This is a genomic window from Gordonia aichiensis (assembly GCF_039946255.1).
Lineage (GTDB): Bacteria > Actinomycetota > Actinomycetes > Mycobacteriales > Mycobacteriaceae > Gordonia > Gordonia aichiensis_A.
Genome location: NZ_JBCDWL010000015.1, coordinates 41,363 through 62,408, shown reverse-complemented (window position 1 = coordinate 62,408; position 21,046 = coordinate 41,363). Strand labels below are relative to the sequence as shown.

Genomic DNA, 21,046 nt, shown 5'->3' with positions numbered 1-21,046 from the left:
ACACGGCCTCCGCTTCGCTCCGGTCGCTACTCGACCAACCTGGGGGCACACCCGCCAGGCTGGTCGGGTAGCCCGCGAACGAAGTGAGCGAGCGTATCGAGACCCCGCACCACACACTCGCCGCCCCGTCCCGAAACGCACTCGCACCCGATCACCCGACCGCCGAAAGGCCGTCGGCTCGCTTACAATCGGCGAATGGCCACGACCACCCCCGACGACGCGAGCGCGGAAGGCCGACACCGCCTTCCACGTGTCTCCGCCGTCGCCGAGGTCACCCGGCTCGCCACCACCACCGGGCAGGCGACGCTCGGCGTCGGCCGGTTGGCCCTCGGAGCGGTCACCGGTCTGGCCCGCGGACGTCGCCCCGACACCGCAGCGGTCGCGCACGAGGTGCGCTGCACTTTCGAGCGGCTCGGCCCCACCTACGTCAAACTCGGACAACTGATCGCATCGAGCCCGGGCGTCTTCGGCGACGTCATGGCCGCCGAGTTCGAGACGCTGCTCGATCAAGTCAGACCGGCCGACCCCGCCGCCGTCCGGAAGGTCTTCGTCGACGAGTTGGGCGCGGAGCCGGAAGAGGTCTTCGCCACGTTCGACATGACGCCGATCGCCTCGGCGTCGGTCGCGCAGGTCCACACCGCCACGCTCGCCTCGGGAGAAGAGGTGGTCGTCAAGATCCAGCGGCCCGGCATCGCCGATCGTCTCGCGCCCGACGTGGCGATTCTCGAACGGCTCGCCGGACTCCTAGAGGTGTCGGAGTACGGCCGGATGCTCAGCGCCCGGCACGTGGTGGCGGACTTCGCCGACGGCCTCGACTCCGAACTCGACTTCCGCAACGAGGCCGCGACCATGGCGGAGTGGTTCGACTGCCTGCAGCAGGGGCCCTTCGGCGACCGCGTGCGCGTACCCCGCGTCCACGACGACCTGACCACGGCCCGAGTACTGACCATGGAACGCATTTTCGCCACCCGCATCGACGATGCCCGCGCCGTTCGGGCCGCAGGCCACGACGGAGTGGCGCTGTGTCGCAATCTCCTTCTGTCACTGCTTGATTCGGCTTTTCACGGGGGTCTCTTCCACGGCGACCTGCACGCGGGCAACGTCCTCGTCGACGCCGACGGCAAGCTGGTGATGCTCGACTTCGGCATCGTCGGACGCTTCGACGCCCGCACCCGGCGGATCCTGCGCCAGTTGGTCGTCGATCTGATCGTGAAGCAGGACTACGACTCGGCCGGGCGCGCGATCTTCCTGCTCGGAGCCGTGCACAACCCCGGCTCGACCGCCGACGGCGCCGCAGATCTGAAGAAGGTCACCGCACCGCTGTCGACCACCGAGATGGCCTCGATGTCGTACACCGACCTGGGCCGACAGCTCGCGGCCGTCGCCAAGGCCCACGACGCGCGGCTGCCGCGGGAGTTGGTGCTCGTCGGCAAACAACTGTTGTATGTAGAGAAATACGTGAAGCTGCTGGCACCGCGATGGAAGGCGATCTCCGATCGTGAGATCTACGGATACATGGCCGGGATCATGAAGGAAGCCGAACGCGACCGCCGTGCCCGCGGCACCGAGCGCAAGCCCGGCGCAGGCCCGAGCACCATGACGAGCCGACCGTAGCGACCGACCAACATAGGAGACGAGAAGGATATGAAACGCGTCGCACTGGCACTGCCCGCCCTCCTCGGCATCGCGTGCATCGCCGCGGCCATCGCCATCCCGACGTATCTGGTGCCGAAGCTGCGGGTGGTTCCGCTCGACCTCGACATCACCTCGGTCGCGACGAGCGTCCCCGCCGACGGGCAGGCCGGCGACCGCTTCCCGGCCGTCATCTTCGACCGCTGCTCGGTCACCAAGCCGAAGGCCGCGCAGTTCAGCGCTCACCTGACGCAGCAGCGTCGCTCGGTGATCGTCGATCCGTCCGACGCGAATCAGGCCACCCTCCAGTCCGGACAGACCGTCCAGGTCGACCGCATCCGTGATGCGGCGGGCAAGGAACGCGACCTGACGATGGCTTCGAGCAACGCCGACCGCAAGTGCGACGACGCCCTGCTGACGGCGACCGTCGACCGCGTCTCGGTGAACCGGCAGACGTCGGTGCCGAACGGTGTCGTCAGCTCCCTGCAGCTCGAGGCCGTCCCCGAGGGCGGCAACGTCGACGAGGCCTCCGTGCGCCTGGACGACCGCAAGGGATTCCAGTACAAGTTCGGCTTCGACGTTCAGAAGCGCGACTATTACTACTACGACACCAACACCCGCCAGGATGCGATCGCCAAGTTCGTCGAGGAGAAGACGATCGACGGCGTCAAGACCTACCACTTCGTCGCCGACGTCCCCGAGACGGACCTGTCGAACCTGCCGAACCCGGCCGGCGAAGCCCCACTGGGCACGATCCTGAACATGCCCGCCAAGTGGTGGGGCATCAAGGGCAAGGGCGTGAAGGCCAACGACATCGTCACGATGCACCGGTACGGCCAGGCCACCCGCCACGTGTACGTCGAGCCGCAGACCGGCACCATCCTCTACGGCATGGAGGACCAGGAACAGTACTTCAAGTCGCCCGACGACAGCGCCGAGAACCCGCGCGCCATCCGCGACTTCCGCATGGACGCGCTCAAGGGCCGGTTCGAGTGGAGCCAGGAGACCGTCGCCCACCAGGCCGATCGCGCCAAGGGCTATATGAACCAGCTCCGGTGGGGCGGCACGATCGCGCCGATCATCCTCGGTGTCGTCGGGGTGCTGCTCCTGCTGGCGTGGGCCGCGCTGCTCTGGCTGGGCCGACGCCGCGGCTCCGATCCCTCGGGCGAGGTCCCCGTCGACGAGCTCTCGCCCGACGACGACGGTGCAGGCACCGCTGCCACCCCCGATGAGCAGACGACGGTGCTCCCCACCGCACCGCCCGCCTACCCGGCGTACACCGAACCGGAGCCGGGTCCGCAGTCGGTCCAGCCCGACGATTCGGCCACGCGCGCGATCCCGACGTATCGGCCCGACGACCTGCCGCCTGCCGAGTTCTCATCGGTCGATGAGACGGCGCAGACCGAGATCCTGCCGTCGTCGTACGCCTGGTCGCAGGAAGCGGCGAGCCCGGCCGACGTCACCGACACCGAGGCCTTCCGCGCGCCCGCCGACGGCTTCTCCCCGATGCCGGGCGACGCCCGACCGGGGCAGCCGTATCCGTTCGCCGATCCGACGCGCCCCATGCCCGACGTGCAGCGACACGCCCCGCAACCAGGCGACGACGATCTTCCCGGCCGACACGAGCGGTAGGCACGGCGAGCACTGGGCCACGCCTGCGATCATGAGTTCCGCTTGCGGAACTCCCTCGGGCTGGCACCGAACCTGCTCCGGAACCAGCGGGAGAAGTTGCCGGCGGTCTCGAAGCCGAGCATTCGTCCGACTTCAGCGATCTGATACCGACGGCCGGCAACGAGGTGGCGGGCCAGTTCGGTCCTCACCTGATCCACTTCGCGGGAGAACGAGGACCCCTCGGCGGCGAGGTGACGATGCACCGTGCGCCTGTCGACTCCCAGGCTTCGCGCAACCTGATCTGCGGAGCAACGCCCGGTCGGCAACAGCATCTCGATCAGTTCGCGGGTGCGTTCGACCGCCGACCGTTCGGTGGGCGACGAGACGCTGATGAGGCTCCGGGCGTAGCTGCGCAGCTGCGCGTCGGCGGCGATGTTCGGCCGCTCCAGATCCGCTTCATGAAGGACCACGCCGTCGAAGTCCCGATCGTATCGGGCGGTGCCGCCGAACAGACGGACCGCCGCGGTCAGGTCGGCGGGGGCCGGGTGTGCACTGGACACGGCTATCGGGGTCCAGGTCGAGCCGATGAGGCTTCGGAGGAAACCGAACACCACGCCGGTGGCGAGGTCGACTGACTGCCGGTCGGCGGTCAGTCGTTCCAGCTTGATCGCGACGCGGACGGTCGCGACACCGTCGACGATCTGGACGCGGGTGTCGACGGCCTCGTTGTACATCCGCTGGTGCCGGATCAGCATGTCCAGCGCGCTGCGGACGTCCGGCTCCTCTCGCAGGACGAGGCTGAGCGGACCGAGATTCGAGAGCCGACGTTGCTCTGCCAGGCGCAGCCCGAAGTCGTCGCACTCGACCGCCGCGGCGGTGAGTTCCAGCAGCTCACAGATCTGACCGGCCGGGACCCACCGGTCCTGCACCGCGATCCCGGCCGGGTCGAGACCGACGTCGCGCATCAGCGACACCGGATCGCCGCCCAGGCTGCGAGTCAGATCGGCGTAATTGGCGAGCGAGGCATACCTGGCCAGCGGTTTCATGCCCGCCTTCTCACGTGATCCACATCATGTACTTCACTCCGCGTGGCATGTCTCATATCAATGTCCCGTATTGAATAGAATTCTGTCCCGTCAGGATAACTTTTCTGCAGCTCGCCGCCATAGTGTCATCCGCATCACACCCGATCGACCGAGTCGGGCGACTGCGAGAAGGCGAGAGAACTGATGGCCGAAGCAATCCGCTTCCACGAGACCGGCGGACCCGAGGTCCTGAAACTGGAGACCGTCGAGGTGGGCGCGCCCGCCGCCGGCGAGGTCCGGGTCCGGCACCAAGCGGTCGGCCTCAACTTCGCCGACACGTATTACCGCACCGGCCTGTACCCGGTGCCGCTGCCCAACGGAATGGGAGTCGAGGCGTCCGGTGTCGTCACCGCGGTCGGCGACGGCGTCGACGACTTCGTCCCCGGCGATCGGGTGACCTACACCTACACCGGCTCACCGCTCGGGGCGTACAGCACCGACTTAGTCCTGCCGGCCCGACACCTCATCACGCTGCCCGACGAGATCTCGTTCGAGACCGCCGCCGCGTGCACGATGCGAGGTCTCACCGCCTCCTACCTGATGCGCCGCATCTACCCGTACCGGGAAGGGGACACCATCCTGCTGCATGCCGCGGCCGGCGGGGTCGGGCTGATCGTCGCGCAGTGGGCCAAACTGCTCGGCCTCACCGTGATCGGCACCGTGTCCACCCCGGAGAAGGCGGCGGTCGCGAAGGCGCACGGCGTCGACCACGTCATCTACTACCGCAGCGAGGACACCGCCGAGCGGGTCCGTGAACTCACCGACGGCCGCGGGGTTCCCGTCGTGCTCGACAGCATCGGCGCCGCCACCGTCGACGCCTCGCTGAACAGCCTCGCCCGCCGCGGACTGCTGGTGTGCTTCGGCACTTCGTCCGGCCCGATCCCGCCGATCGATCCGATGCAGCTCGCCATCAAGGGCTCCCTGTTCGTCACCCGCCCGGGGCTGGCCGACTACATCGCCGACCCCGCGGAGCTCGCCGAGCTGGCAGCCGAGCTCTTCGGCCACATCGCCGCCGGCCGCATCCGGATCGAGGTCAACCAGACCTACCCGCTGGCCGACGCGGCCCGCGCGCACAAGGAACTCGAATCCGGAACCCTCACCGGCTCATCGATCCTCCTCCCCTGATCCCGACGGAAAGAGAAAGACAGGCAGCACCATGACCGCCGCGACTACGACTTCAGACATCACCGACACAGCAGCCGGGACCATCCGCGCGCAGCGCCTCACCACCCATATCGGTGCCGAGTTGTCCGACGTGGATCTCGCCGAGGTCGCGCACGACGATGCGCTGTTCGCCCAGTTGCGGTCGCTGCTCCTCGAGCACAAGGTGCTGTTCGTCCGCAATCAGCCGATCAGCCGTGCCGACCATGTGGCCCTCGCCCGCCGCTTCGGCGAGCTGGAGGATCACCCCGTCCTCGGCAGCGATCCGGAGCATCCCGGACTCGTCCGGATCTACAAGGATCTCGACAGCGACCGGGAGGCCTACGAGAACGCCTTCCACTGTGATGCGACGTGGCGCGAGTGTCCGCCCTTCGGCTCGGTGCTGCGCTGTGTAGAGGGGCCGGAAGTCGGCGGCGACACCATCTGGGTCGACATGGCTGCGGCCTACCGGGCGCTGCCGGACACCGTGAAGGACCGCATCGCCGGCCTGCGCGCACGGCACTCCATCGAGGCGTCGTTCGGCGCGCGGATGCCGATCGAACAGCGGCATGCGCTGCACGACCGCTACGCGGACGCCGAGCATCCCGTGGTCCGCACGCACCCGGAGACCGGCGAGAAGATCCTGTTCGTCAACTCGTTCGCCACCCATCTGACCAACTTCCACAACGACGAGAACGTCCGCTTCGGCTACGACTACGCGCCCGGCGCCGCCGAACTGCTGCACTACCTGATCCGGCAGGCAGCCGTCCCGGAGTTTCAGGTGCGGTGGCGCTGGAGCAACGACAGCTTCGCGATCTGGGACAACCGCAGCACCCAGCACTACGCGGTCCAGGACTACTGGCCCGCCGTCCGACGCATGGAGCGCGCCGGGATCGTCGGCGACCGCCCCTACTGACCCTCACCTCATCCGCCTCATCCAGAACCGATCACCCGATTCAGCTCACTCCCGAGCCCGAACACCCCAGCCCGAAACAAGGAGAATCCCATGCACTTCCACGACGACGCCCTGTTCCCCGAGGTCCAGGACAAGCAGGTCATCACCGTCGCACCGTACGGCCCCGAGTGGGAGCTCGACGACTTCCGTGAGGATCTACCGCTCACCATGGAGCAGCACATCCAGCAGGCCGTCGACTGCTACGAGGCCGGCGCCACCGTGCTGCACATCCATGTCCGCGAGGAGGACGGTCACGGCTCCAAGCGGCTGTCGAAGTTCAACGAGCTGCTCGCCGGCCTGCGGGAAGCCGTGCCGGACATGATCCTGCAGGTCGGCGGTTCGATCTCGTTCGCTCCCGAAGGGGACGGCGCCGAAGCCAAGTGGCTCTCCGACGACACCCGTCACATGCTGGCCGAGCTCGATCCCAAGCCGGATCAGGTGACCATCGCGATCAACACCAGCCAGATGAACATCATGGAATTGATGACCGACGAGGACATCGCGGGCACCTCCATGCAGCGTCCCGAGTTGTCCGACACCTACCGCGAGATGACCGTCCCGGCCGGGCCCGCCTGGGTCGAGGAGCACCTGCGCCGGCTGACCGCCAGCGGAATCCAGCCGCACTTCCAGCTGTCGTCGATCCCGCAGCTGGAGACGGTGGAGCGGCTGATCCGCCGGGGCAAGTACATGGGGCCGCTGAACCTCACCTGGGTGGGCATCGGCGGCGGCTTCGACGGCCCGAACCCGTACAACATCATGAACTTCATCAACCGCGTGCCCGACGGCGCAGTCCTGACCCTCGAGACGCTCATGCGCTCGGTCCTCCCGGTCAGCACCATGGCCATCGCGCTCGGCCTGCACGCGCGCTGCGGCAACGAGGACACCATCTGGGGCCGTCCCGGCGAGAAGATCAAGTCCGTCGATCAGGTCAAGCAGCTGGTCCGCATCTGCCACGAGCTCGGTCGCGAGGTCGCCGACGGCAAGGAGGCGCGGGACATCTACCGCATCGGCCAGCAGTACAGCTCGGTCGACGAGACCCTGGCCAAGCTGGGATACGCACCGAACCGTCAGCCGGGTCAGCTCGGTTTCACCCACCACGCATGAGAGACGCGGTAGAACAATGACGATCAAGGCCGCCAGTGCGCCCGTCGTCGGCCGGGTGCCGCAATCCCCGACGGGCAGACCCGCACCGATGAATCCGGAACCAGCCCGTTCCACGGGCAGACGAATCTTCCCGTGGATCGTCTTCGCGCTCTGCTTCGCGCTGCTGCTGTCCGACTACATGTCCCGCCAGGTGCTCGCCGCGGTCTTCGTGCCGCTGAGTCAGGAACTCGACCTCGACAACGCCCAGCTGGGGTCGTTGATCTCCGTGGTCGCGCTGATGGTGGGCTTGCTCACCCTGCCCATCTCGATTCTCGCCGACCGCTGGGGCCGGGTCCGCAGCCTCGTGGTGATGGCCGTCGTCTGGTCGGTCGCCACCGCCGCCTGCGCCGTGGCGCAGTCCTATGAGCAGCTCCTCGCCGCCCGATTCGTCGTGGGCGTCGGCGAGGCCGCATACGGCAGCGTCGGGATCGCGCTGGTATTGAGTCTGTTCGCTCCGCGCATTCACGCGGCGCTGGCCGCCGCGTTCATGGCCGGCGGCTCGTTCGGCACCATGGTCGGCACCGGCATGGGTGGTCTGATCGCCGTTCATCTGGGATGGCGCTGGTCGGTCGCCTCGATGGCCGTCCTCGGACTGATCCTGGTCGCGGCGTTCCGCATCGTCGTCACCGAGAAGCGTCTACGCGAGAACCAGGCGCCCGATGCGGAGACGCCGGCCGATACCGAACCGACGGACGGCGCACAGGCAGGACGCGCACCGCTGTCGAGCCTGTTCACGAACCCCGCCGTGCTGTGCGCCTACTTCGGCAGCGGTCTGCAGATGTTCGGGGCCGCCGTGCTGCTGACGTGGCTGCCGACCTACTTCAAGCAGGACTACGGCCTGTCGATCGACAAGGCGGGCGGCATGGCGGCGATCTTCGTCATGCTGGTCGGAACCGGAATGATCGGCTGCGGCTTCCTCGCCGACCGCGTCAGCATCACCGACCCCACCCGGAAGTGGACCGTCGGCGTGATGTTCTGCATGATCTCCTTCATCGCCTTGATGGTCGCCTTCCGCCTGCCTCCCGGCACCGGCCAGCTCGTCCTCCTCGGCGTGGGCGCATTCTTCGCCGCCGGCTCCTCGGGCACCACCGCGGCGATGGTCGCCGCGCTGACCCACAAGACGGTGCGAGCCTCGGCGATGGGCACCCTCACCCTGGCCAACAATCTCCTCGGCCTGGCGATCGCACCCATCCTGATCGGCATGCTGGCCGATTCACTCGGCCTGACCGGGGCACTCAAACTGGCTCCCCTCGCCTACCTCCCGGCCGCCGTGTTCATGATCTTCGGCAAGCGGCTGCATCCGGCCGGGCTGGCGCGACTGAACTCCCTGAAGCTGACGGGCGCGGCAACCACGGAGGCGGCCCACTCATGAGCAGAGCAACCGTGGTGATCGTCCCCGGGCTGCGGGGTGACGCGCCCGATCACTGGCAGGAACGGTACTCCGCCCGAACGGAACGATCGGTGACCGTCCCCTTCCCGCCGCAGCAGGACTGGCACGACCTGGCCGCCCGTGTCGATCTTCTCGACCGGACGGTGCGGGATGTCGAAGGTCCGGTGATCGTCGTCGCGCACAGCGCCGGCGCGCTGGTCACGGTGCACTGGGCCCGGCAAGGGTCCGACGCGGCCGGCAAGGTGGTCGGCGCCGTGCTGGCCACCCCGCCCGAGTTCAGCACCGACTGGCCGGCCCCGCATCCGCGCCCGAGCGAACTCGCCGAGAAGGGATGGGCACCGATCCCCCGGCGCCGACTCCCGTTCCCGTCGGTCCTCGCCGCCAGCAGCAACGATCCCCTCGCCGATCTCCGGGTCATCCGCGGACTGGCCGAAGTGTGGGGAAGCCGACTGCTCGAACTGGGCGACGTCGGACACCTCAATCCGGCGGCCGGGTTCGGCGACTGGCCGCGGATCGACGAGCTGGTGGCGGAACTGGACGCGGCCGCGGCGGTCGCTCGATGACCGCCGACACCGCCCTCGGGGCAGCCCCGAGCGATCGACCCACCCGACACGAGTACGCGGTCGACGCGTTCGCCGAGTTCGCCGGCGTGCCCACCGGCGACTACGATCTCCTGCACCGCTACTCCATCTCGGAGCCGGAGAGTTTCTGGAGTTCCGTGTGGGACTACTTCGACCTCGGCGAACGATCGGGCCCGGTACTCGCCGCCCGGGAGATGCCCGGCGCCGCATGGTTCCCCGAAGTACGCCTGAACTACGTCGACCGAGTCCTGAAGTTCGCCGATCGTCCCGGGCCGGCCGTCATCGGACTCTCCGACGACGGTCGGCGGGTGGAGATCGCGTGGTCCGAACTCCCGGCACGGGTCTGCGCCACGGCCGAACTGCTGCGGCGGCTCGGCGTCGGTCTCGGTGACACGGTGGCGGCGTATCTGCCCGATGAGCCGACCGCGGTGATCGCCTTCCTCGCGACTGCTTCGATCGGTGCCATCTGGTCGGGTTGCGGCCAGGACTACGCGCCCGACGGCGCCGCCGCCCGGATGGCGCAGCTGGAACCGAAGGTTCTGTTCGCCGCGAACGGATACCGTTTCGGCGACAAAGACGTCGACCGGCGCAGCGCAACCACCGAACTCGCTCGCCTGCTCGGCCTCCGCCTCTCCCACGTGATCACCGAGTTGCCCGAACCGACGGCCCAGACGCCGCCGCTCGTGCCGGTGCGGGTCGGGTTCGATCACCCGCTCTGGGTGCTGTTCAGCTCCGGGACCACCGGAAAGCCGAAGGGAATCGTCCAGGGGCACGGCGGAATACTGATCGAGCATGTCAAGGCGCTGGGTCTGCACAACGAGATCGGCCCGGGAGACGTCTTCTTCTGGCACACGGCGCTGAGCTGGATGATGTGGAACTACCGGGTGGGCGGCCTGCTCATGGGCGCCACCGTCATCACCTTCTCCGGCAATCCGCTGGCGCCCTCCGCGGATCGGCTGTGGCAGATCTGCGAAGACGAGCAGGTCACCTTCTTCGGCACCAGCCCGGGCCAGCTGTCGGCTTCCAGCACGGCGGGCCTTGCCCCCGGAGTCGACCACGATCTGGTGCTGCGCACCATCGGCAGCACCGGTTCACCGCTGGCACCGACGCTCTTCGAGTGGATCGACGAACACGTGTCGCCGGGACTTCCGGTGAGCTCGATCTCCGGCGGCACCGATGTGTGCAGTGCCTTCTGCGGAGGAACCGCCTCGGTCCCTCACGTTCCCGGTGAGCTCACCGTGCCGTATCTGGGCTGCGCGCTCGAGGCGTGGTCGCGCGCGGGCCGCCCGCTCGTCGGCGCAGTGGGCGAGCTGGTGATCACGCAGCCGATGCCCTCCATGCCGATCCGGTTCTGGAACGACCCGGACGACGCGAAGTACCGCGGTGCGTACTTCGAGCACGAGTGGAGCGGCGGCATCGCGGAGAATGTGTGGCGCCACGGCGACTGGGTGGAGGTCACCGATCGCGGTTCGATCACGGTCCACGGACGCAGCGATGCGACGCTGAACCGCAACGGGATTCGGATGGGGTCCGCTGACATCTACGAGGTCGTCGAGGCGATCGACGAGGTCGTCGAGGCGATGGTGGTGGGTGTCGACAGGCCGGATGCCGAGTACTGGATGCCCCTGTTCGTCACCTTGGTCCCCGGCGTCGAACTCACCGAGGAGCTCGTCGGCAGGATCCGGACCGGCATCCGCACCCGGCTGTCCCCGAGGCATGTCCCCGACGAGGTGATCCCGGCTCCCGGGATCCCCCACACCCGCACCGGAAAGAAGCTGGAGGTTCCGGTGACCGGCATGCTCGCCGGCCGCGACGTCAGCATCGACCCCGAGTCCGTCGACCGTCCCGAACTGCTGGATTGGTACGAACAGCAGGGGACCCGCAATCGAGGCCGGGCCGCGACCTGAGGCCTCGAGAAGCACGCAGCCCCCATCCGCCTCGGACGGGGGCTGCGTGCTTCGGATCGACTCACCCCTGCCGCGCGACCGCCCGTCCGGCGGCGCGGCCGGAGAAGATGCAGCCGCCGAGGAAGGTGCCCTCCAGCGCGTTGTAGCCGTGCACGCCGCCGCCGCCGAAGCCGGCGACCTCGCCCGCGGCGTACAGTCCGTCGAACGCCGAACCGTCCGGCCGCATCACCTGCGAGTCGAGGTTGGTCTCCAGGCCGCCGAGGGTCTTGCGGGTGAGGATGTTGAGGCGCACGGCGATCAGCGGACCGTGCGCGGGGTCGAGCAGCCGATGCGGTTTGGCGACGCGGACGATCTTGTCGCCGAGGTAGTTGCGCGCATTGTGGACGGCCATCAGCTGCGCGTCCTTGCTGTAGGCGTTGTCGACCTGGCTGTCGCGCGCGGAGATGGTGCGTTCGAGCGACTGCAGGTCGATGTGACCTCCCCGTCCCAGTTCGTTCATCCCGGCGACGAGGTCGGCGAGGTTGTCGCGGACCACGAAATCGACGCCGTGCTTGGTGAAGGCCTCCACCGGGCCGGGCATCCCCTTGGCCAGTCGGCTGCGGGCGGCCGTCCGCAGCGACTTCTCGGTGATGTCGGGGTTCTGCTCGGACCCCGACAGGGCGAACTCCTTCTCGATGATCGACTTGGTGAGGACGAACCACGAGTAGTCGTAGCCGGTGTCGAGGATCGCCTTCATGGTGGCGTTGGTGTCGAAGCCGGGGAAGTTCGGGGCGGCCAGCCGGTTGCCGTTCGCGTCCAGCCACAGCGACGACGGTCCGGGGATGATGCGGATGGCGTGGTCGGACCAGATCGGATTCCAGTTCTGGATGCCCTCGGTGTAATGCCACATGCGGTCGCGGTTGACGATGTTGGCGCCGGTCGCCTCACTGATCCCCAGCATCCGACCGTCGACGTAGTCCGGGACGCCGGAGATCATGAACTCGGGCGCCGGCCCGAGCCGGTCGACCGGCCAGTTCTCGCGCACCAGGTCGTGGTTGTGGCCGATGCCGCCGGACGTGACGATGACCGCGCCGCCGCGCAGTTCGAAGTCCTTGACCTCGACCCGCGAGCTCGGGACGCCGCGATCGGTGTCGGTCGGTTCCAGGACGCGACCCCGAACCCCGACCGCGGCGCCGTCTTCGACGATGAGCTCGTCGACGCGGTGCCGGAAGGCGAAGGTGACCAGGCCGCGCTTCTCGGCTTCGAGCACCGGTTCGGCGAAGACCCGGACCACCTCGGGACCGGTGCCCCAGGTGAGGTGGAAACGGGGCACGGAATTGCCGTGCCCGTCGGCGAAACCGCCGCCGCGCTCGGCCCAGCCGACCACCGGGGTGAACCGCAGTCCCAGATCGTGGAGGTACTGCCGCTTGATGGTCGAGGCGAAGTCGACGTAGGCGCGTGCCCACTGCCGCGGCCAGTAGTCCTCGTCGTCGCGGTCGAAGCCGGCCGACCCCATCCAGTCCTGCAGCGCGAGATCGGGTGAGTCCTTGATCCCCAGGCGACGCTGCTCCGGGCTGTCGACCAGGAAGAGCCCGCCGAGCGACCAGAAGGCCTGACCACCGAGGTTCTGGCGGTTCTCCTGGTCGACGACGATCACCTTGCGGCCGGCCTGCGTCAGCTCGTAGGCGGCGACCAGCCCCGCCAGCCCGGCACCCACCACGATCGCGTCCGCGGCCGACGCGCCCGTCCCGTCCACCGACTGTTCCCGCTCGCTCACTCGCCCGCCCTCTCGCCTCCGACTGCGGCCTGCTGCACACAGGATCGTTTCCGTCTGACACTACCCGCGGGACGGTCCCGATCGGCGCACCAAAATTAGTTGCATGCGCTAAGCAATCGGCGTTATAGTTGCTTGTCGCAAGTAAAGGAGTCAGCGTGATCGATACCGACGACGCCGGACAGATCCTCGCCGAAATGGTCGAGATCGTCCGAGCGTTCCAGGCGGCCCGAAACCGCAGCCTCTCGCGCGGAGTCACCGGCACCAAGTTCGGCGCACTCCAACAGCTCAGGTGCGGCGACATCCGCACCACCGAGTTGGCCGAGCGGCTGCTGGTCTCCCTCCCGGTCGCCTCGCGCACCGTGGCCGCCCTGGAGGAGGACGGCTTCGTCGTGCGTCGCCGGGATCCCAGCGATGCCCGCGCCAGCCTGCTGTCGATCACCGACGCCGGCCGCGAGAGCATCTCCTCGCGGGAGGCGTACGTCGTCTCCCTCTTCACCGACGCGCTGGCCGACTGGACACCGGAACAGGCCGCCCAGGCCACGGCCGTCCTCGGCGACCTCCGCGAGCGCCTCACCGGCGTCCTCGAGACCCTGCCGCACCCGCCCGCCGCCGACGCCGCCACCACGAATCTCAGCAAGGACCGCGTATGAGCACACCGACCACCCGAAGCACGGCTCCACAGAGCGGGCACCCGCCGAAGGAGTACTCGCACAGCGAGGTCCTCGGCGTGATGACCGGCCTGCTGGCCGCCCTGTTCACCGCGTTGATCTCCACCACCATCGTCTCCACCGCACTGCCGACGATCATGGCCTCGCTCAACGGCACACAGCGCCAATACACCTGGGTCATCACCGCCAGCCTGTTGACAATGACGATCAGCACCCCCATCTGGGGCAAGCTGTCGGATCTGTTCAACAAGAAGACGCTGACCCAGGTCGCGATCGTCCTGTTCGTGGCCGGTTCGGTCACCGCGGGCTTCTCGCACGAGGTGTGGCTGATGATGGTCTCCCGCGCCGTTCAGGGCGTCGCCATGGGCGGTCTGATCGCGACCGCGCAGTCGGTCATGGGCTCGATCGTCTCCCCGCGCGATCGCGGCCGCTACTCCGGCTACATGGGCGCGGTGATGGCGGTGGCGACGGTGTCCGGCCCGCTGCTGGGCGGCATCATCACCGACCACCTCGGGTGGCGGTGGACCTTCTTCGTCTGCGTGCCGCTGGCCGTCGTCGCACTGGTCCTGATCCAGTGGAAGCTGCATCTGCCGACCGTCCGCACCGGCAAGGCCCGCATCGACTACCTCGGCTCCGTGCTGCTCTCCATCGCGGCCGCGCTGCCGATGCTCTGGGTGACCTTCGCCGGCGACTCGTACGCCTGGCTGTCGTGGCAGACCGCGGCGTTCGGCATCGCCTTCCTGATCGCGGCCGCGCTGACCGTCATCGTCGAACTGCGCGTGCCCGAACCGATGCTCCCGCTGCGTCTGCTGGGCAATCGCACCACTGTTCTGATGATCGTCGCGAGCATCGCCGTCGGCGTCGCCATGTTCGGTCCCGGCGTCTTCCTGACGCAGTACTTCCAGCTCGGCGGCGGCTACTCACCCACCCGGGCCGGGCTGATGACGATCCCGATGATCCTGGCTCAGATGCTCAGCGCCACCATCGGCGGGCAGATCGTCAGCCGGACGGGCCGGTGGAAGCCGGTCATGGTGATCGGCGGCATCGCGATGGTCGTCGGACTGGGCGGCCTCGGCCTGATCGACCACACCACCCCGTACTGGGACGTGGCCGTGTTCATGGCGATCGCCGGTGTGGGCGTCGGCGCCCTGACGCAGAACATCGTGCTGGTCGTACAGAACACCGTCGACGTCACCGAGGTCGGCGCCGCGTCCGCGGCCATCGCCTTCTTCCGCTCGCTCGGCGGCGCCGTGGGCGTGTCGGTGCTGGGCGCGGTCCTCACCAACCTGGTGGCGGGCAACCTGAAGGACAGTCTGCGCGCGCTCGGCATCCCGACCGACCAGATGGGCTCCGGGGGCGACACCAACCTGGACATCAGCAAGCTCCCGCACGTCATCCAGGAAGCCTTCCACCACGCGTACTCCGACGGCTTCGGCCCGATCTTCGCCATCGCCGCGGTCTCGTCCGTCATCACGTTCATCGCGATCCTGGTGACGCGGGAGACCCCGTTGCGGCTGACGATCGCCAAGACCGCCGAACCCGCCGCCGTGGTTCCGGCACAGGGCGCCGCGGACCGGTCGTCGACGACCCCCGGCCGGGACGTCACCGAGCACGAGGTGCCCGCGTCGGTCGGCGCGGGTGGGCTTACGACTGACGAAAGCGGCCCCGCCCGCGGCTGATTCCTCCAATACTGGGGAGTGCGTCCACCCCGGGAGGAACAACCGTGACCGCAACCGACCCAGACCCCCGCGTCCCGACGCCCGACTCGCCGATCACCTGGTCGTCGATGGCGCGGGGCGTGTGGGGTCTGATTCGCGATCTGCCGTTGATCGCGCGCCAACGACCTTCGCTGATCCACCTCGACGAGCATCGCCGGTGGAGTGTCGGGAAGGCCTTCGCCGAGGCCGCCGCTCGCCACCCGGACCGTCCGTTCCTGCGGACCGGCCCGACGATCCTCGGCTACGGCGAGTGCAACCGCCGTGCCAACCGGTGGGCGTCGGCGCTCGCCGAACGCGGGGTCCAGGCCGGCGACGTGGTCGCCGTGATGGCGCACAACAGCCCCGAGTGCGTCATCGCGATGCTGGCGATCGTCAAGCTCGGCGCAGTCACCGGGATGATCAACTACAACCAGCCCGGCGACGCCCTGAACCACAGTTTCGGGGTGCTCGCGGCCGCGGGGCGCGCCGGTGCCCCGCTGGTGGTGGTGCACGACGCCGAATGCGGCGAACTGCTGCCGACGATCAACGCCGTCCCGGTCGCGCCCGTCGCCTTCGCCGACCTGGACGCCGAGGGATCGGCGCTGGCCGCCCGCAACCCGCTCGCCGAGGCGGATCCGCCGTCCGCGGCCAAGGTGCGGGCGAGCGATCCGGCGTTCTACATCTTCACCTCCGGAACCACCGGCTGGCCCAAGGCGAGCGTGATGAGCCACGGGCGCTGGCAGGTGGCGATGAACGGCTTCTCGACGGGCCTGCGACTGCGGCCCGACGACGTCCTGTTCGTGACGCTGCCCTTCTATCACAACAACGCCCTGACCGTGTGCGTCGCGACGGCGGTGGCCGCGGGCGCCTGCCTGGCCGTGAGCCCCAAGTTCTCGGCGTCGCGGTTCTGGGACGAGGCGATCGAGAACGAGGCCACCGCGTTCTGCTACATCGGCGAACTGTGCCGATATCTGCTCGCCCAGCCGCCGAAACCGACCGACCGAGCCCATCACATCCGGCTCGCGGCCGGCAACGGGCTGCGCCCGGAGATCTGGGATCAGTTCGTCGACCGCTTCGGGATCGAGCGCATCGTGGAGTTCTACGCCGCGAGCGAGTCGAACATCGGCTTCGTGAACATCTTCGATCAGCGTCGGACCGTCGGCTTCTGTCCCCTGCCGTACGCGGTGGTCGCCGCCGACGAGGACTCCGGTCTCCCGGTCCGCGGCCCCGACGGCCGCGTCCAGCGGGTCCCGAAGGGCACGCCCGGACTGCTCCTGGGCAAGATCAGCTCGATGGCGCGGATCGACGGCTACACCGACCCGGAGGCCACCGAGAAGAAGATCGTCCGCGACGCCTTCAAGGACGGCGACGCGTACTTCAACACCGGCGACCTGATGGTCGAGCAGGGTTTCCGACACATCGCCTTCGTCGACCGCCTCGGCGACACCTTCCGGTGGAAGGGCGAGAACGTGGCGACGACCGAGGTCGAGGCCGCACTCAACAACGTCGACGGGATCGCAGAGTCGGTGGTCTACGGGGTGCGCGTGCCGGGCTCGGACGGTCGCGCCGGGATGGCGGCGATCGTCACCGACGACGGCTTCGATCCGGTCGCCGCTGCCACCGCCCTGCGCGCTCAGCTGCCGCCGTACGCGGTGCCGCTGTATCTGCGGGTGGTGCCCGAGCTGGCCCGCACCTCGACCTTCAAGAATCAGCGCGTCGCCCTGCGTGCCGACGGATACGAGACGGTCGGCGACGATCCCGTCTACGAGCTCACCGACGAGGGTTATGCACCGCTGTGAGTTCCGGGGCGGTCCCGTCCCACGCACATTCGTCGCTCCGTCGCGCCCGATCGCACCGGGTTCACCCGATTGTTCATCGAGTTATCATTTCGTGACTTGACCGCTGCTTTTGGGTCCCGAACTGGCTACGACCTGGGACGAATCGCCCACTTCTCTTTGCGGCGCCCGGACGAGTCCACTAATGTCACCACTCGTGCGGGGGCAGATCGGGGCCGATCGGCCCACGCGTCGCTGCCAGACTCCGGCGGAGTCCGTGTGACGACGACCGGGTCGCCTGGCGACTGGAATTTCAGACCGAAGGATTTTTATGCGTAAGAGCGTTGGCAAGCGCTTGATGATCGCGGTCGCCTCGATGGCGACCCTCGTCGGCACCGCAGTCGCCGTCACTCCGCAGGCACAGGCCGCACCGTCCTACGAGATGGTGTACTCGCGGGCGATGCACAAGAACGTCAAGGTCCACATCGTCGACGGCGGCGGCTCGAAGGCCAAGCCGACCCTGTACCTGCTCGACGGACTGCGCGCCCCGGACAACACCAGCGGCTGGCTGCAGAACACCCGCGTCGCACAGTGGATGGCGGGCAAGGGCACCAACGTCGCCATCCCGTTCGGCGGCGGCGGCAGCTTCTACACCGACTGGGAGCAGCGCGACCCGAAGCTCGGCGTCAACAAGTGGGAGACCTTCCTGACCAAGGAACTGCCCGCGTACATGAAGGCCCGGCACAACAGCGACAACCGCCGCAACGGCATCGCCGGCCTGTCGATGTCGGGCACCGCGGCGCTCAACCTCGCCTCGCGCCACCCCAACTTCTACAAGGCCGTCGCCTCGTACAGCGGCTACCCGACCGTCACCATGCCCGGCTTCACCCAGGGCATTCAGGCCTCGGTCGCCGAGATGGGCGGTAACCCCAACAACATGTGGGGCTTCTTCCCGGCCGGTCAGTGGTTCGCCAACGACCCGTTCCTGTCGGCCGGAAACCTCGCCGGCCACCGCGTCTACGTCTCCTCGGGCACCGGTGTCGGCAGCAAGTACGACTCCAGCCTCACGCCCGGCAGCGGCTCCTTCAACCCGGTGAAGTTCGCCCAGATGGTGCCCCTCGAGGTGGCCGCGTCGACCAGCTCGCAGCTGTACATCGCGCGTCTGGCCGCGGTGCCCGGCGTCCGCCTGACGACGCACATCAGCCCGGACGGCGCCCACTGGTGGGACTACTGGCAGGACCGCTTCAAGCAGTCGTGGAACACCACGTTCCGCCCGGCGTTCTTCTGATCGCGCGCGACCGCTCCGATGTCGACCGATGGCCGGCGCCCCGCCCGGGGTGCCGGCCATCGGCGTCTGGCGGGCCCGGTATTCCCTCTCGCCCCGCGTGGATTCTCACCTGAGAATGTCCGACACCCGCGTTAGGGTGGAACAGTGCCCACACCTCAGACAATCCTCACTCGTAAGACTTCTGCGGCCGTCTTTCTCGTGCTGACGATCAATGACGGTGGCGAAGGCCGCGTGCGCGAGGCACTAGCCGATCTTCCCGGGCTCACCACCGCCGTCGGCTCACGTGCCCCCGAGGCCGCACTCACCGCCGTCGCCGCCATCGGCTCGGATGCCTGGGACCGCCTCTACTCCGGCGCCCGCCCCAGGTCGCTACGACCGTTCACCGAACTGACCGGCGCCACCCACACCGCGCCCGCCACCCCCGGCGACGTCCTCTTGCACGTCAAGGCCGACCGGATGGATCTGTGCTTCGAGGTCGGCCAACGGTGGACCGAGCGTCTCGGCGACGCGGTGAGCACCGTCGAAGAGGTCCACGGGTTCCGCTACTTCGATCTGCGCGATGTCATCGGCTTCGTCGACGGCACCGAGAATCCGACCGGGCAAGACGCCGTCGACGCGATCACGGTCGGCGACGAGGACCCCGATTTCGCCGGCGGCAGCTATGTGGTCACCCAGCGATACGTGACCGATCTCGGCGCGTGGAATGCGCTCGCGGTCGAGGACCAGGAGAAGGCGATCGGCCGGACCAAACTCGAGAACATCGAGATGGACGACGACACCAAACCGACGAACTCGCACATCGCGCTCAACGTCATCACCGACGCCGACGGCGAGGAGGTCGACATCGTCCGCGACAACATGCCGTACGGAGACATCGCGGGCAGCGGGGAGAAGGGCACCTTCTACATCGCCTATTCCAGCGCGCCCGACGTCAGCGAGCAGATGCTGCGCAACATGTTCATCGGCGATCCCGAAGGCAACCACGACCGTCTGCTCGACTTCACCACCGCGGTCAGCGGTGCACAGTTCTTCGCACCCACCGCCGATTTCCTGGAGGACCCGCCCCCGGCACCCGCGACCGAGACCGCCGACCAGGACTCTGCGGAAGACGCGCCGCGCGCAGACGGCTCGCTGGGCATCGGCTCGCTGCGCTGACCGCGTCCCCGATCACCGCATTCCCCACGACCGTACGACCGACATACGACAGCACGAGTTAGGAAAGACGATGAACAACCTGCACCGCGAACTCGCTCCCATCTCCTCCGCCGCCTGGGCCGAGATCGAAGAAGAGGCCTCCCGCTCGTTCAAGCGCAATGTCGCCGGCCGTCGTCTCGTCGATGTCAAGGGTCCGCTCGGACTCGACGTCGACTCGGTCACCCGCGGGCACCGGACCAAGATCGACTCGCCCGCCGACGGCATCTCCGCCTTCCTGCGGCACACCCAGCCGCTGGTGGAGTTGAAGGTGCCCTTCACCGTGAGCCGCGAGGCGATCGACAACGTCGATCGCGGAGCCTCCGACTCCGACTGGGACCCGGTCGTCCGGGCCGCCGCCGACCTCGCGCTCGCCGAGGACCGCGCGATCTTCGAGGGCTACCGCGCCGCTCAGATCACCGGCATCGCCGGCGAGTCCGGGATCGGCTCGGTCGCGCTCCCCGACGACGTCCGCGACTATCCCGAGGCCATCAGCCAGGCGATCAGCAAGCTCCGCCTCGCGTCGGTCGACGGCCCGTACTCGCTGGCGCTGTCGGCCGAGCAGTACACCCTGGTGAACGAGACCTCCGATCACGGCAACCCGGTGCGCGACCACCTGCGACGCATCCTCGTCGACGGCGAGATCGTCTGGGCCCCAGCCATTTCCGGCGGCTTCGTGCTGAGCACCCGAGGCGGCGACTTCGAGCTGTCCATCGGCCAGGACGTCTCCATCGGCTACGACTCCCACGACGCCGACACGGTGAACCTGTACTTCTTCGAATCGTTCACCTACCTCACCTACACCCCGGAAGCCGCCGTCACCCTGGCGTGAGCCGCTCGGGCCCAGGCCCGTCGAGAGCCGCCCAGGCTCATCGAAGGAGCGAGCGTCCCAGGCTCATCGAGTAGCCCGCGAACGAAGTGGGCGAGCGTATCGAGACGGGGCCTCGATACGCCCTCGGCTAACGCCTCGGCCTACTCGACCACCCTGGGAGGCTGCCTTTCCAGGGTTGGCGGGTTGCCGGGGTAGCGGTTCTTCAGGGTTGTCGAGTAGCCACCGAGCGCAGCGAGGCGGCGTATCGAGACGAGGGCCTCGATACACCCTCGGCTAACGCCTCGGCCTACTCGACCACCCTGGGAGGCTGCCTTTCCAGGGTTGGCGGGTTGCCGGGGTAGCGGTTCTTCAGGGTTGTCGAGTAGCCACCGAGCGCAGCGAGGCGGCGTATCGAG

The 21,046-nt window shown here is 68.3% G+C and carries 16 protein-coding genes; 14 read left to right on the top strand and 2 right to left on the bottom strand.

Going from position 1 to position 21,046, the window contains the following annotated elements:
* Window positions 1-195 precede the first annotated feature (195 nt).
* Window positions 196-1,614 (top strand): ABC1 kinase family protein, encoded by a 1,419-nt coding sequence (locus AAFO60_RS16075; protein ID WP_347957233.1) that lies wholly within the window; start codon window positions 196-198, stop codon window positions 1,612-1,614.
* A gap of 30 nt (window positions 1,615-1,644) precedes the next feature.
* The gene (locus tag AAFO60_RS16070; protein ID WP_347957232.1) at window positions 1,645-3,264 is read left to right on the top strand and encodes a porin PorA family protein; all 1,620 of its coding nucleotides are present in this window, start codon (window positions 1,645-1,647) and stop codon (window positions 3,262-3,264) included.
* 29 nt (window positions 3,265-3,293) lie between these two features.
* Here AAFO60_RS16070 and AAFO60_RS16065 read toward each other — a convergent pair whose 3' ends face one another.
* Window positions 3,294-4,289 (bottom strand): AraC family transcriptional regulator, encoded by a 996-nt coding sequence (locus AAFO60_RS16065; RefSeq protein WP_347957231.1) that lies wholly within the window; start codon window positions 4,287-4,289, stop codon window positions 3,294-3,296.
* Window positions 4,290-4,472: 183 nt separating this feature from the next.
* Between AAFO60_RS16065 and AAFO60_RS16060 the strand changes: the two genes are divergently transcribed.
* From AAFO60_RS16060 to AAFO60_RS16035, 6 genes are all read left to right on the top strand, one after another.
* Window positions 4,473-5,453 carry a quinone oxidoreductase family protein gene (locus AAFO60_RS16060; protein WP_347957230.1) on the top strand — a complete coding sequence of 327 codons (981 nt, stop codon included), beginning with the start codon at window positions 4,473-4,475 and terminating at the stop codon, window positions 5,451-5,453.
* Window positions 5,454-5,484: 31 nt separating this feature from the next.
* Window positions 5,485-6,384 carry a TauD/TfdA dioxygenase family protein gene (locus tag AAFO60_RS16055; RefSeq protein ID WP_347957229.1) on the top strand — a complete coding sequence of 300 codons (900 nt, stop codon included), beginning with the start codon at window positions 5,485-5,487 and terminating at the stop codon, window positions 6,382-6,384.
* Between the two features lie 90 nt (window positions 6,385-6,474).
* On the top strand, window positions 6,475-7,527 hold the full coding sequence (locus AAFO60_RS16050) for a 3-keto-5-aminohexanoate cleavage protein (protein WP_347957228.1): 1,053 nt from the start codon (window positions 6,475-6,477) through the stop codon (window positions 7,525-7,527).
* Window positions 7,528-7,543: 16 nt separating this feature from the next.
* Complete coding sequence (locus AAFO60_RS16045) at window positions 7,544-8,938, top strand: MFS transporter (RefSeq protein ID WP_432211720.1); 1,395 nt, start codon at window positions 7,544-7,546, stop codon at window positions 8,936-8,938.
* Window positions 8,935-9,519: an RBBP9/YdeN family alpha/beta hydrolase gene (locus AAFO60_RS16040; RefSeq protein ID WP_347957227.1), complete on the top strand. Its 585-nt coding sequence runs from the start codon at window positions 8,935-8,937 to the stop codon at window positions 9,517-9,519. Before AAFO60_RS16045 ends, AAFO60_RS16040 begins: the two co-directional genes overlap by 4 nt.
* Entirely contained in the window at window positions 9,516-11,444 is a 1,929-nt protein-coding gene (locus AAFO60_RS16035) for an acetoacetate--CoA ligase (protein ID WP_347957226.1), read from the top strand. Before AAFO60_RS16040 ends, AAFO60_RS16035 begins: the two co-directional genes overlap by 4 nt.
* 61 nt (window positions 11,445-11,505) lie before the next feature.
* On the opposite strand, the gene AAFO60_RS16030 is transcribed toward AAFO60_RS16035, so the two are convergent.
* Entirely contained in the window at window positions 11,506-13,200 is a 1,695-nt protein-coding gene (locus tag AAFO60_RS16030; RefSeq protein ID WP_347957225.1) for an FAD-binding dehydrogenase, read from the bottom strand.
* A gap of 155 nt (window positions 13,201-13,355) precedes the next feature.
* Here AAFO60_RS16030 and AAFO60_RS16025 point away from each other — a divergent pair, with 155 nt between their 5' ends.
* The 6 genes from AAFO60_RS16025 (at window position 13,356) to AAFO60_RS16000 (ending at window position 20,651) form a co-directional block, all read left to right on the top strand.
* The gene (locus AAFO60_RS16025; protein WP_347957224.1) at window positions 13,356-13,850 is read left to right on the top strand and encodes a MarR family winged helix-turn-helix transcriptional regulator; all 495 of its coding nucleotides are present in this window, start codon (window positions 13,356-13,358) and stop codon (window positions 13,848-13,850) included.
* Window positions 13,847-15,547, top strand: coding sequence for an MDR family MFS transporter (locus AAFO60_RS16020; RefSeq protein ID WP_347957223.1), 1,701 nt, complete (start codon window positions 13,847-13,849; stop codon window positions 15,545-15,547). The genes AAFO60_RS16025 and AAFO60_RS16020 overlap by 4 nt, the downstream gene beginning before the upstream one ends.
* 44 nt (window positions 15,548-15,591) lie before the next feature.
* Window positions 15,592-17,364 carry a long-chain-acyl-CoA synthetase gene (locus AAFO60_RS16015; RefSeq protein WP_347957222.1) on the top strand — a complete coding sequence of 591 codons (1,773 nt, stop codon included), beginning with the start codon at window positions 15,592-15,594 and terminating at the stop codon, window positions 17,362-17,364.
* Between the two features lie 307 nt (window positions 17,365-17,671).
* Complete coding sequence (locus AAFO60_RS16010; protein WP_347957221.1) at window positions 17,672-18,628, top strand: alpha/beta hydrolase; 957 nt, start codon at window positions 17,672-17,674, stop codon at window positions 18,626-18,628.
* A gap of 144 nt (window positions 18,629-18,772) precedes the next feature.
* Window positions 18,773-19,783, top strand: a complete 1,011-nt coding sequence (locus tag AAFO60_RS16005; protein ID WP_347957220.1) for a Dyp-type peroxidase — start codon at window positions 18,773-18,775, stop codon at window positions 19,781-19,783.
* A 70-nt stretch (window positions 19,784-19,853) separates the two neighbouring features.
* Window positions 19,854-20,651 carry a family 1 encapsulin nanocompartment shell protein gene (locus AAFO60_RS16000; protein ID WP_347957219.1) on the top strand — a complete coding sequence of 266 codons (798 nt, stop codon included), beginning with the start codon at window positions 19,854-19,856 and terminating at the stop codon, window positions 20,649-20,651.
* Window positions 20,652-21,046 lie beyond the last annotated feature (395 nt).